Below are 13,501 nucleotides of genomic sequence, written 5' to 3'. Positions count from 1 at the left end.
TAACTCCTTAGGTTTATAGGGTTACTTATGTCATATCACTTCTTTGTGCTTTGAAAAGTTTCAGTCGAGAGAATGACTGTTTATTACTGAAATACAAGAGATTTTATTTTTTAGTGGCTGATAATTTTGGGAGTTAAAACTTGCATTTCTTTAGTTGGTTTGGATTTAGAACAGAAGCTGAATCAACTATTAACTGTGCGATAAGTAACGTAGTTTTCGTCTGTTACTGCTAAAATCCATACTACGTCTTACTCATCATAAGTACCTAACTCAAATAATTTAGCTACAAGACTACCCATTTTAATTTGATGGTTAGGTTTTTCTTGTGCTGGTGAGTTTAATCCCTTACGTTCATCACTTGTTTGATTATCAGTATCACAAATAGGCGAATTAGCCGTTATTTGTGTTTGTTGAGCCTCAGGAGCATTTTCTTCAATCGCTTCGCTTTGAACTGGTTTTAAAGTGTTTCCAGTTGCCTTTGCCGTTTTAGATTTATCTTGCTGCATCTTCTCTGCAAACGCAGTATCGACATTTTTGATGTTAAATCTGGAAAATTGCATTGTAACGCCGGGTAAATGGCACACTTCTTTCTCATAGTCCAAAACGTGCTTTTCTTTTAAATTATTAAACGCCACTGATAATTTTTTGTTTTGATCACCTTTTATTCCTAAAATGTCGGTGATGTAGCGCTTGGTGAAAAATGGCTGTTTTAAGTTTCTCAATGACTGGATGATTAGAAAAATAGGGACTTGAGTTTTACGCTTAATAGCAACAAAATCAGTAATCTGAATGAAAGTTAAAGATTTACCTCGCTCGTTAAGATAGTCAATAAAGTCTTCGTGAAAATCAAAGCGTAGGGTGTTATCCAATTCGTTTATGAACAGATCTTCAAATACAGTGATTGGTACATCATCCACATAAAACTGTGCAACTCGGAACTTATTAATGAACCTTTTAACTTTTTCTATCAGTTGGGCAATGGTGTAATTACCCTTCATTTTTAGTTGTTTAAAGATTTTAGTACCTTTGTTTAAACTCAGGACTACGCCTTTGTCATTATCAGTATTGTTTGGCTGAAGATAGTAATTGTGATATTCAACCAGAAGCATACTGAACAGTGGTGTTTCAACGAATGTATCACAGTGATGCTCTTCAAGCTGATAGACCTGCTTAGACAAATTGTGTTTTATGGTTTCGATGTTCTGTTTTTCGTTGTTTCTGAAAAATCCGACTTGAAGAAGTTCTGTAGGTAATACAATGGCTTGGTTAGAAAGAAACTCATAGTGTGTCAGTGGGTTATTGCTCATAGGTCTACTCCTTAGTTAGTTTAACAAGAAACCTTGAGTCAATGATTATCCGTGATACGTTGAAATTATTAACTGTTACAATGCATCTGTTATAATTGAGTAAGAACCAAGTTGTCTCTTGGTTTTTCTTGTTTTAATGCCAATGTTGTACCGCAGATTTTAAAAACATCAATAGCAGAAAGATTAAAAACCCCAGAAATATTTTTGTGCTGTTTGAACCAACTTGTAATGAGTTACACTCCATCTAAGTAATCTCTCTTTTAAATTGAAGATTTATCTATTGATAGAATGCTATGGAGTTGCTCAAAAGAATGCTATGGAGTGAGAGTGGAATCCTATGGAGTTGAGTTATTTTAAAATTATTATAGATTTGAAATATATTCACCACCTCGAACAAAATGCCAAGGTGATGAATTATCGTTATTTATCGTTGAGCCTCTGCCGACTTATTTAACCCCTTCATCAACATATCAAACATCAATCCAGCAAAGCCTTTTGCAACGGCTTCGTTGGACAGTAGTTTCATTGCCATATCGTTATGAACGTCCATACTTTCAATAACTGCATTGTTGATTGAATTAGGGAACTCTCCCAGCATAGCTTGTTCTTTGGTATTGCTGCGAAGCTGATCCATCACCGTGTCATTTTCAGAAATCTTTCCTGCTATGGCATTAGCGTAATTGAGCATATCGTTTTCTGATAAACCATCTTCAATGAACAAATCATTCATTCTCTCGATTATTTCGTTCAGCAATTCGGTTTTAGGGTCTTTGGGCGTAGCTCCAGACCCTTCCTTACTTTGCGGTATGTAAGATTTTGGCTCTTCACCTATTTTATGGCCTAACTGTAAGCCCGCTTCTCGCTGCTCGTGCAAACGATAATGCGTCATTGCTATGTCAGTTAGGTCTATGTCATCTTCCATTACATCAAAGCGTAGAAGGGGGTGTAAATGCTTGGCAAAAATGCTGAGTTTTTCAAGCTCATAATCATTAAAATCGACAATCTGAGAACTAAACTCATAGTATCGATAGAACGATATCAAATCCTTCTTAAACACCTCCAAAACATCTCTAGCTTCTTTTGCGTGTTTAACACTATTCTCAGCAAACTTAATTGCTTTATCATTACGATCTAACTTAGCTTTCGATAAGTCTGTTTGTGCTATTTGCAATACATAGCTAGCTTCTTTGTAGCGCACACTAAAACGCTCTACCGGTGCTTTGCACAGATTAGCCAATTTTGCTTGATTAGCTTGCTTGCTGTTATAGGCGGTCACAAAAGCTTCTACCTCAAACCATTGGTAGATCCCAACATCAGCCAGCTTTTCCATAATCTCGTAGACGATATTAGGATCAGATACCCCAGACAACTCAGCCGTTTGAAAGTACACTTTAAACTCTTTCAATACGTCTTCAGGATCGTTCACAAAATCCAATACGAAGGTCATATCTTTGCCTTTATAGGTACGATTTAACCTAGACAGTGTTTGGATACATTCCACACCTTTTAATGGCTTATCGACATACATAGCGACTAACTTTGGTTGATCAAACCCTGTCTGAAATTTATTTGCCACAAGCATCACTTGATAGTCATTAGTATCAAACGCTTTACGCATATCCCGACCACGTAAGTTCGGGTTCATATTATTCTCAGTAAATGATTGATCCGGCAAATCAGGATCATTTACCTCGCCAGAGAACGCCACCATCGCATTGATATTTTCGTAGCCTTTAGTATGTACATACTTCTCAAACGCTAATTTATACCGCACCGCTTCTAAACGGCTACTGGTAACAACCATCGCTTTAGCTTCACCACCTAACAGGTGCTTAATCTTGCTATTGAAGTGTTCAACGATCGTTTCAACTTTTTGGGCAATATTATAAGGATGTAGCCTGACCCATTTTGCCATTTTTGAAGATGCTTTTTTGCTGTCAACTTCACGGTCACTTTCTGGCTGTCCGTGTGCCAATTGATAAGCAACTCGGTAGCTAGTGTAATTCTGCAATACATCAAGAATAAAGCCTTCTTCAATGGCTTGGCGCATTGAATAAACGTGAAAAGGCAACGGCTTATTTGCATCACTGGCTGGTGCATCTATGTCAGGTTTTCTACCAAATAACTCAAGCGTTTTAGCTTTCGGGGTCGCAGTAAAGGCAAAGTAACTAATATTTTTTGAGCCTTTACGGGCTTCAAGCGAAAGCCGCAGCATATCTTCACTGTCTAATTCTTCATCACCTTCTAATTGCTCTGTCATTAGCACTTCACGCAACTTCCGTGCTGTTGTACCCGTTTGGCTCGAGTGTGCTTCATCAGCAATTACGGCAAAGCTTCTACCAGCAAGAGTGGAGTCCTTGCGAATAGCTTCTAAAACGTGTGGGAAGGTCTGAATAGTGACAATAATGATAGATGTACTGGCTTTTAACTCACCAGCCAACTGGCTTGATTTACTGCCCTGTGCTTCTTCTCGGTTAACACGCGCAATCATTCCTTCATTATGATCAAATTGATAAATCGTATCTTGTAACTGGCTATCAAGCACTGTTCTGTCAGTAATGACGATCACTGAGTCAAACACCTTATCACCGACTTTTTTAACCAGATCAGGATGATCGATTTCAATCGATGGCGAAGTGTAATGCTTTGAAGCTAGCTGATGTGCTAACCAGGCAATTGAATTAGACTTACCAGAACCCGCACTGTGTTGAATGAGGTATTTTTCCCCCGTACCTTCTACATCAACAGTATTTAGCAGTTTTGATACAACAGCCCACTGATGATAACGAGGAAAAATAAGGGTTTCTTTAATCTTAATTGAACCGTCTAACTGTTCTTCATCTTTTACTTCAAGGTGAATATAACGGCTCAAAATGAGTAGCAGATTATCTTTTTGGAAAATCTCATTCCAAAGGTAAGCGGTTGCATAGTTATCCGAACCATCAGCAGATAAAGAGTCTGGAGTGTCATTGCCTTGCCCCCCCTCAGCCGTGCCTTGATCAAAAGGTAAAAAGAAGGTTTTTTTACCTGCCAAACGAGTGGTCATTGCTACGTTGTATTGGCTAACCGCAAAATGGACTAATGCACCACGCTTAAACGTCAGCAAAGGCTCAGGTTTTTTCGTAATAGGGTCTTTTGGTTCCCTATCTTTCATATACTGGATTTTAGCGTTGTTTAAAGATTGCTTAAATTCAGATTTAAGCTCACAAGTCGCAACAGGAATGCCGTTCACAAACAAGGTTAAGTCTAAGCGACCATCATAACCATTGGGAGAATAAACTAACTCTGGCACCACTCGCAGAATGTTTTGTTGATAGCGGGCACTGGCATCGGGATTTAAATTATGATCAGGCTTAAAACTGCATAAATTCAACTTAGCACCACGATCTTTCACCTGATTACGCAAAACCCATAATGTGCCTTTACCTTTTAAATCACGCTCTAATGATTTCAGCAAGGCATCTGCTGTCGCTGTAGGATTACGATCGGTTTCAGGGTAGTGCTTGGCTAATTTATCCCATTGCTCTAGCTGTGAGGCTTTAACAAAAGTAATCACATCTTCAGGGTAAAGTGCCAATAGCTTGTTGTATTTATTCGACTCGCCTAGCAACCAGCCTTGAGACTGCATTTGCTCAAGAATGTCGTTTTGGAATATTCGTTCTTGTGTGGCATTTGACATTGTTACTCATCCTTGATTTTTAGTTTTTGACAGATCAATGGCTAGGTTTCAGTCTTATAAACTGGTTGTGAGTGAACGTATAACATTGAGTCGTTCCATTCGATGATTTCAACTGATGGGTTGGCAGCTTGTACAATTTTTTTCAGTAAAGCTTTTTGTATTCTATCTGCTCTTTCACCAAAAATTAGTTCTTTGACTTTAACTGGAATAAAGTTTCCTTTTCCTACAAAAACTCTAATTTCGTCTTCATATTGCCAGAAACCAGCTTTAAAACTCAGTACATCCTTTGCTCGTTCAATGGTCGTATCCTTTGACGCACTCAGGTGTGAATGAGAGCCATAAATCACTTCCCGTAGATCTTCTGTATCTTTAAACTCCACACCTATTGCTATACCACGGCAACCATTACCATAGTGCGCCCACATCAGCGGGTTATTACTGTATTTTGACAAGGAGCAAAACTTTAGTGACTTTTGATGTTGTTCCAATGCATCGAGAGACTCTTTGGGTATATCTTCATCTGAAGTGTAAAAGCCTTCCATTGGATCGTTCATACTTTCAAACGTTGCCGCATACATTCTTTGATTAACTAATATATCCAAAACAAACTGGAAGTTGTCTAGAGAACGAAATTTATATAGAACCACTATTACCTCCTACAAGCACCAAATCTGCTCAGCTATTTGACGATACAAATCACGTCTAGTTTGAACATCAACAATCTTCATTTCTATGTGCGGTTGGAAAGCCAAGCCATATTGAGAAATTAACTTATTGAAGTTGGGATTGTTCTTGTAAGTTAAAGGATGCAGTGACTTCACTAATAGATTTTCTTTTATGTAATGAGGTACTTTGTCTACATAAGGCTTATCGTTGTATGACTGATTTGTGCCTCTTGGCAGTAATACCAATGCACCAATGCTGTTACGAGTATCATTAAAGTCATTTATCTGCTCAAACTCATCACGATGATTATCAAAATTGTTTGCCCACAAATGTTCAATTTCATACGGTTTGCCATTTGCAGCGTGATAGTAAGTTGCAAAGTCAGTATTTCCACCTCCTAGGCAGTCAACATAACCTGATAGTCGAGACAGTAGATATTTTACAAAACGACCATTTTGACCGTGCAACCTGAACGATTCAAAACCATTCAATTGCTCCTCCATTTCAGTGAGTTTTCTGTCAAAAGTAGTAATTAGCTCGTCATAGTCTTTATTACGTATCTCTTTGACTAAGTTATACATCGTGTAACGGATAGAACTTGCCGAGAAATTACGGAAGTTTATTGAACGCCGTACACAGAATATATCTATGAATTTGGCTACCAAATTCATTTTTTGGTTAGCTAAAGCCATTGAGTCTGTTGTTTTGAGTGGTGCAAGCATCAAAGGGTAGCTTAGTGAGGTAGCGATCCCCCATTGATAGGTATAGTGTATTGAGTCTAATTCAGGTGTGAAGCTTTTTTCAGCCTCTCGAATGCGTTGATAAGCATTAACATAGTATTTGAACTCGGTGTTAATGAATGTATCAAACTCAGATTCACCTGCTTTTGCTAAACCCATTCGAGTTAGATTTTCTCTAACCCAATTGTGAAATCGAGTGCCTATTTTCTCGAAATCTTCATTGATTGAACCTGCTTTACTTTGCCTGATTGACTCGGCATATTTTGCTCTTAACCAAGCTTGAATGAAGCGTTGGTCTTCTTCTTTATCAAACGCTTTTAATTCAATAATGGTTTTTTTCCAAAACTCATTTGAATGTTTTCGCTTTGCATCATCACGATACTTGGAAAGTAAAAAGCCTTTTAGCATTTCTGTAGGAGTAAGGTTTAAACCTCTATCGTTCATCGTTTCAAAGATTGTATATGCGTTTTCATCGCTATAAGCAACAATTTCGACCAAAACAACAAGCCAACGTAACCAATCAAGAAATAACGGTAAAACTTCAACATTAATAATATCAACGGGAAAAGCATCACAAATATTGTGATAACGTTCTACCATATTTACCGTAGAAGCGTCTGCGTCATCAGGCGGCGTATAAGCACCTGTATTAAACAGGGCATCAAGACAGGCAGTTCGTTCTGGGACATTAATATTAAAAGACTTTTGCCCAAACTGCTCAGAAAAAATCATTCCTGAAATTGGCTCATTCAAACCTAGTTCTTTTTGCTTATTATTGAGGTAAATAAGAAATAGGGTTAACGAAGTCAAGCGTTGCTGACCATCAATAATGCTCTTCTTACCGCCTTTTTCGCTTAATACAAAAGGTCCTAAGTAGTAGCTGTTGTAATCGGCAACATCTTGTCGTTGATGTGTAGGTTCATAGTTGTCTAAAAAAGCATTGCATAGGTCTGTCACCAACAGCTCAATGTGAGTTTGCTCCCAACTATATTCACGTTGATAGTAATCAACTGTGTACTTTTTATTATCGAGCACTTCTAAAATAGATCGGTTATTAGCTTCAATTTTGTTTTCTAAACGGCTCATCCTTGAACTCCTTTTGGTTGCCAATCACGCACATCAATTTTGCCCGTTACTACTGCTGAGATGAGTGCTGTCTTCCGTTCTTTCATAAGTTCGATAGCGGTGCTTGCTTGCTCTACAAGTTTGTCAAAATGGATACATTTTTCATTCAAATATTTAATAATTTCTTTTACTTCATACTCAGGTGGAATAGCAACGGCAAATGAATTGTATTTCTCAGCACTTACATTTTGAATGGTAGCTTGTATCTGTGAACTACTGATCCACTCCCAATAAAAAGTGGTCAATGTGTTAAAATATACCCAGTCAGCACTAATCTTCCTAGAATCAATACTCGCTTTAATTAAGTAGCCTGCAAAACAACATTTTCCCCAAAAGTCTCGATATATAAAGCTTTTACCAACAGTGCCTCCACTTCTTGCTAAAAGAATATCACCATCTGTAAGCATATATGGTTGAGCCAGAATTTGAGGCAAAGACCTAAATGTGTCTTCTTTTAAAGAGCCGTCTGCTCTTACATCAGTAATTCTAATGAAACGAGGGTTGTCGCTATTGGTTTCTAAAGCGGCTTCATTAGCGCCATAAAGTAAGGGTTCACTAACCAAGTATTTTAATCTACTCACATCCCAATGCTCTGGCACTTCACCCAGCCACTCCACACCAGAGTCTTTCATTGGTACTTCAGGCTGCCCTTTATAAGAGATGCCTTTGGTCACCGCGTGAGAGATCACCGCTTGGCGTTTTTCTTTTAATAGCTCAATCAGCTTTTCTTGCTTCGCGATTAAGGTGTCGATCTTGGCTGTTTCGTGATCGAGGAAGTTGGCGATTTTTTGTTGTTCTGTTACTTCTGGCGCAGATATTTTCAATGAAGCTACTTTTTCTTGATTAATATTTGGCTGACCACCGCCTGAAGATAAGCGGATAATGTCTTCTTTGAATGCCAATAACCAATAAAATAGATACTTATTTTTTATCTGTTTAGAAGCCCCCATTACGCAACAGGCTTGATTTGTGGTAGCTTCCACACCAAAGATGCCTAATCGTCCAATTGTTGCGCCATACATAGCAATAGCTATAGAGCCAACGGGATGTTTCCTCAGTGTAGGGTATGTATTTAGAGCCTCGTCAGAGAGTTTCTTCTTTGTGTTAGTAATTATCTTTTCACGTAATTCACCAGTAGTTACCCAAGGAACATTACCGTTGAACCATTCTTCATTACTAGTGGGTGGTGTTGTCCCTGAACCTATTTCATTGTATGCGTGTGCTAACTTCCACATAGACCAACCGATGGGGATTTCTCCTAACCATTCAACTCCTGCATCCTTATACTCAGGATATGCTTTATAGCGACCAGTCATTATGAATGCACCTCGTTCAGTAGCTGCATAATCTCAGCCGATACCTCATCAAGGTCCGCATCAATGTCTGCTAATGCTCTTGGTGGTTCATAAACATAAAAATGGCGGTTAAAGGGGATTTCATAACCGACAATACCCACTTCACCATCTTTAGGGTCTGTCTTGCTGGTATCAATCCACGCATCAGGTACGTGCGGTAAGACTTCACGGGCAAAATATTCATTAACTGACTCGGTAAGTGGTACGTTCTCGTTATCACGTAAGTCGGGATTAGCTTCAATTTTACCTTTTACTTTACACACTACAGCTTCATCATCGTGCTCACTCAGGTGTTTAACGATCATTTTTTGTTGAGCCGCAGAAAGCTTTATCCCATCCAGTTTTTTAATCAGGGCTTTTAGGAAAACATCACGAGACAATAACCGTCCTTGCTCGTCAAGTTGGTCTGTAAACGAGGCAAGCGCTGCAAGAATGGCATTTTGTGCTGAGTCATCGAATTTTTCCCACGCATTATCCGCTTGTAATGCTGCAAGTCGAACGTGATCTTTAGGGTAAACGGCCAGTTTAAGCGGGCGCTCTACGGTAATACGTCTGTAACCAAAAGCTTGGTAGTCGAAAATTTTGCTAAAATCCGTATTTGATCGAGAGCCTACAAACTGACCGTAGGTTTTAACGATGGTTTCAATTCCATCTTCTGTGAGCTCTTTGCGCTTACTGCCAAGGGATTTACGCATAGCGGCATAAAATATGTTTTCTACAACTTCATCTGACTCACCGCCGCCACTACGACCACGACCACCTGTTTTAGCGCGTTCTTTTGATGCATTGATAAGCTGAACCTTACCTTTGCGGTTAGCTTGCTTGTGAGAAGATAAAACCCACACATAAGTTGAGATACCTGTGTTGTAGAACATATCGGAAGGTAGTGCCACAATAGCTTCAAGTAGGTCATTTTCTAAAATGTAACGTCTAATTTCACTTTCACCGCTACCTGCGCCACCTGTAAAGAGTGGCGAACCATTCAGAATAATACCAATTCGTGACCCGCCCTCGTGCTGTGGGCGCATCTTACTAATAAGGTGCATTAAAAACAGTAATGAGCCATCTGAGACACGCGGTAAGCCTGCACCAAAACGACCTTCAAAGCCTTTCTCTGTGTATTCGGTGTTAATAAATTTCTGAATTTTTTTCCAATCAACGCCAAAAGGTGGGTTTGACAGCATATAGTCAAACTTATCGTTACGGAGCAAATCGTTAGAGAGAGTATTACCTAACTTAATGTTGTCGACCTTTTGCCCTTTAATCAGCATATCCGCTTTACAGATAGCATAAGATTCAGGGTTTAACTCTTGACCAAAAGCTGAAAGTGATGCTTTTTCATTAAGCTCGTGGAGATATTCCATACCCGATGATAAAAAGCCACCTGTTCCAGCTGTTGGGTCGTATATAGAACGCACCAAGCCCGCTTGAGTCAGCACATCATCATCGTTACTGAAAACCAATGACGTGGTTAAACGAACTATGTCCCTTGGAGTAAAGTGCTCACCAGCCGTTTCGTTAGAGCTTTCAGCAAAGCGCCTGATTAACTCTTCAAACACTAAACCCATACCGTAATTACTAATGTTTTCCGGCGATAATGGCGCATTAGCGAATTGCTTAGCAACTTTATAAAGTAGGTCTGCTTCAGCTAATTTATCGATGGTATTGAAAAAATCAAAGTGCTCAAAAATTTCACGCGCATTTGGACTGAATGATCGAATATAGCTTTCTAAGTTATCGGCTATGCCTGTTTCACCAAGACGGTGTAAGTCCATTTTTGAGGTGTTGTAAAAACTTAATTGGGCTGTATGAATAAGTAACTTATCTTGAGCCTCCAAGGCCATAGCCTTAACTGCTTCATATTTAGCAAGTACATCAGGCTTAGTGGCTTCAAGAACACATTCTAATCGTCTAAGTAGGGTGAACGGTAAAATGATACGCCCATATTGCGATTGCTTAAAATCACCGCGCAGAAGGTCTGCAACAGACCAGAGAAGCGCTGCTGTTTGAGAGAAATTATTATTATTCATATCGTTAGACATAGGTATTGTGTACTTAATATTAAAAAATTAGCATAACTATATCATCAAATATTCAATTAGGTTGCTGATTCCTTCTTGGTTTTTAAGATTTAAAACTATCAATTCAACACATTGCCTAATTGGCTTTAATTTTAATTATATTTAAAGTTATGGTGATGCTGTTTTTCCTTTTTCAAATTTCTGCTCTTCACATCTTGGGGATTGATTTCCATTTCTGATTTTAATGCTTCTAAACACGCTGCCCGACCATCAATATCACTGGTTAAGGCGCTTATTTTTTGCTCTGTGCGACTCACACGCTTGTTAAGTGAGTGAAAGGTTTTGTGATGGTAAAATTGTTCTAACTGTTCTGGCGTTTTCTTCTCTAGCTCATCAAGTATAAAACCCGATTTTAGAGCACTGGCATAGCCTAAATAAGCGTGGTTATTTTTGTCTAATTCCAATTGTTTGATCAAATCTTGATGTACTGTCGCAAAATCAGATATCTTGACTAACTGACTGGTGATAGTGGTTTTTAATTCATCTATGTTGAGTGGTGATTTTATCTCTTTTAGATCTGCGTAAGTGAGTTGGTTGGGGTAATCTGGCTTTACAAAAAACAAAAGTTTAGGGTCTTTCTTGTAAGCGGCTTTCATCATTCGCTTTAAAAAATCAGGGGTTGAGTTTTTTAGGGTTGCGCCTTGCCAGCCATTTTCAAGGGCGATATTGATTGAGAGTGTCAAATCGTGATCGTTAGGTGTTGATGGCCCAAATCGAATTGAGTCTCTTGTGCTGGATAATTTTAAATTGTAATTATACGGTCTTGCTTCGATATTTTTTTTGCTGAAATAAATGAGAATGTCATCATTAGCTTTGTTTTTTCGTTGTTTATAATATCGGTTGATTTGCTCAATCTGAAAATTCAACATTTTATGTTGTAGCTTGAATGTTGAGCTAAGTGTTGGCGGTTGTTCTAGGGAATGAATGAAGTTAGGGAACCGCTTTTTGATTTTCCCCAGAGTCATAGAACTTGATATTTTACCGCCCGAAATTGTTTCCCCTTGGTAATTGAAGGCTATGCCCTTGTTCTTGCCTGATTTAGTGTGTTTGAGTATCTCAACGCTAATGCCTTGTTTTTCAATTTGCTCAATGAAATCAGTTTCATCGTCACTGGATTTATAGAGATTGAAGATGGTTTGCTTGATCATTTCGATCTTTTGGTTTACTTGTGCCTTGTCTAATAGGTTATGTTTAATTTGCTCATAAGCATTTTTCTCTGCACTTTCTGCTTTACTTTGATAATGACCTTCCATCAGCAAGTCATATGACTTACGCTTTAACTTCGTCAGTGTTGAATCTTGTTTTTTTGCTTCATTAATATTTTGTTCGTGTTGGTGAACAGCTTCAATTTGACGGTTTTTCATTATCTTAGCCATTGGATTATTGGCAGGGCGGATCTCATCAGATACATTATTTCCGGTTAATGTCAGGTTATATTTAAGTTCTATCAATTCGCAAGATTGACGCATTTTTCGTTTTGAGTTTTTGACTCGCTGATAACTGCCATTGCTACTAAACATTGATCTCACAAAATGAAAGTGTAAACGTCCACTGTCTGTTTGCGGCCATATCACGTATGGAGTGTTTTCCATATCGTATAGCTCTGACAGTAGCTCTATGCTGATTTGTGCTAATTGCTCTTGGCTAAAGCGAGCGTTGTCTTCATCTTCAAAAGAAATCACCTCGTGAGCGTAGAGCTTGGTTTGACGCTTGTTCGTAGACTGGCTTTGATTGAGCTTAATTTCATTCACAAACTCACGCATAAAGTGTTGATATTCCGCTGGTTCAGAAATGTCGATAATGCCTAAATTGGATATAGCTTGAAGCAATCGCGGGCTATTAGGTGAGTTAAGGTATTCTTTAGCTACCGTGTTATATCGAATCACATTGTTAAGTTGCTTGATGGTTGTCCCTTCGTGAAGTAATTTTGCAATTGCCATTATTTACCTCCTTCCACAACAAAGCTTTTCAGCACTTTATTTTTTAGTGAAGAGATCTGCATTGCCAACTTTTTTAGTTGGTTTGTTTCCTGTGGCGTAATTGTTTTGTTGATATTGGCGATTTTAGTCACTTGATTAATGTTATTTCCACAGCGTTTTAGCTCTGTGAGAATCTCAAGTAAATAAAGATTGTCTTGAATAATAATTTTCGGCGGATCGATTTTTTTCTTATTCAAAAGCTCTTTAATCATATTGAGCCAAGTTAAGGCTTTGAGCTGGGATTTAACTAGTAATAGAGCTGATTTATCTTCTTCACTACAACGAATTATGATTTTTGTACTGCTGTTCCTTCTATTCATATATTCCTCCTTAAACTACGAATACAGTGAGTTTTAAGATTGTTAATAAGATACGGAAGAGGTTTTTTAATCGAAGATCGCTGTCTTAAAACAGCTATAAAATATCGAATGGAATGAGATTTTTTAGTTGGTTTTAGAAAGTGATCAACACTCATTTTTTAAATCGTTTTCTGATTTAAAACAAGTGCTTTGGGGGACCCAAGGCTCAACTTGCATCATCTTTATTGTCTTAAACTCTTATCTATAACA

8 protein-coding genes are annotated in these 13,501 nt (G+C 38.3%); all 8 read right to left on the bottom strand.

Annotated features, from left to right (window positions below):
* Positions 1–248 precede the first annotated feature (248 nt).
* Positions 249–1,307 carry a hypothetical protein gene (locus ACROAE_RS05535; RefSeq protein ID WP_432400006.1) on the bottom strand — a complete coding sequence of 353 codons (1,059 nt, stop codon included), beginning with the start codon at positions 1,305–1,307 and terminating at the stop codon, positions 249–251.
* A gap of 424 nt (positions 1,308–1,731) precedes the next feature.
* Positions 1,732–4,986 carry a type I restriction endonuclease subunit R gene (locus tag ACROAE_RS05530; RefSeq protein WP_432400005.1) on the bottom strand — a complete coding sequence of 1,085 codons (3,255 nt, stop codon included), beginning with the start codon at positions 4,984–4,986 and terminating at the stop codon, positions 1,732–1,734.
* Between the two features lie 41 nt (positions 4,987–5,027).
* Positions 5,028–5,633 (bottom strand): hypothetical protein, encoded by a 606-nt coding sequence (locus tag ACROAE_RS05525; protein ID WP_432400004.1) that lies wholly within the window; start codon positions 5,631–5,633, stop codon positions 5,028–5,030.
* 9 nt (positions 5,634–5,642) lie between these two features.
* Positions 5,643–7,478, bottom strand: a complete 1,836-nt coding sequence (locus tag ACROAE_RS05520; protein WP_432400002.1) for a DUF262 domain-containing protein — start codon at positions 7,476–7,478, stop codon at positions 5,643–5,645.
* On the bottom strand, positions 7,475–8,833 hold the full coding sequence (locus ACROAE_RS05515) for a restriction endonuclease subunit S (RefSeq protein ID WP_432400001.1): 1,359 nt from the start codon (positions 8,831–8,833) through the stop codon (positions 7,475–7,477). The genes ACROAE_RS05520 and ACROAE_RS05515 overlap by 4 nt, the downstream gene beginning before the upstream one ends.
* Positions 8,833–10,902: a type I restriction-modification system subunit M gene (locus tag ACROAE_RS05510; RefSeq protein ID WP_432400000.1), complete on the bottom strand. Its 2,070-nt coding sequence runs from the start codon at positions 10,900–10,902 to the stop codon at positions 8,833–8,835. Before ACROAE_RS05510 ends, ACROAE_RS05515 begins: the two co-directional genes overlap by 1 nt.
* 143 nt (positions 10,903–11,045) lie before the next feature.
* Positions 11,046–12,893, bottom strand: coding sequence for a relaxase/mobilization nuclease domain-containing protein (locus ACROAE_RS05505; RefSeq protein ID WP_432399999.1), 1,848 nt, complete (start codon positions 12,891–12,893; stop codon positions 11,046–11,048).
* Positions 12,893–13,252, bottom strand: a complete 360-nt coding sequence (gene mobC / locus ACROAE_RS05500) for a plasmid mobilization relaxosome protein MobC (protein ID WP_432399998.1) — start codon at positions 13,250–13,252, stop codon at positions 12,893–12,895. The genes ACROAE_RS05505 and mobC overlap by 1 nt, the downstream gene beginning before the upstream one ends.
* Positions 13,253–13,501: the final 249 nt, after the last annotated feature.

Origin of the sequence: Shewanella sp. MF05960, assembly GCF_050849305.1 — a bacterium.
GTDB lineage: Bacteria > Pseudomonadota > Gammaproteobacteria > Enterobacterales > Shewanellaceae > Shewanella.
This window is presented reverse-complemented; position numbering and strand designations above follow the sequence as displayed.

Excerpts from the sequence above, each read along its gene's own strand:
- ACROAE_RS05535 (WP_432400006.1), bottom strand. The coding sequence starts at position 1,307 with ATGAGCAATAACCCACTGACACACTATGAGTTTCTTTCTAACCAAGCC.
- ACROAE_RS05530 (WP_432400005.1), bottom strand. The coding sequence starts at position 4,986 with ATGTCAAATGCCACACAAGAACGAATATTCCAAAACGACATTCTTGAG.
- ACROAE_RS05520 (WP_432400002.1), bottom strand. The coding sequence starts at position 7,478 with ATGAGCCGTTTAGAAAACAAAATTGAAGCTAATAACCGATCTATTTTA.
- ACROAE_RS05515 (WP_432400001.1), bottom strand. The coding sequence starts at position 8,833 with ATGACTGGTCGCTATAAAGCATATCCTGAGTATAAGGATGCAGGAGTT.
- ACROAE_RS05510 (WP_432400000.1), bottom strand. The coding sequence starts at position 10,902 with ATGAATAATAATAATTTCTCTCAAACAGCAGCGCTTCTCTGGTCTGTT.
- ACROAE_RS05505 (WP_432399999.1), bottom strand. The coding sequence starts at position 12,893 with ATGGCAATTGCAAAATTACTTCACGAAGGGACAACCATCAAGCAACTT.
- mobC (WP_432399998.1), bottom strand. The coding sequence starts at position 13,252 with ATGAATAGAAGGAACAGCAGTACAAAAATCATAATTCGTTGTAGTGAA.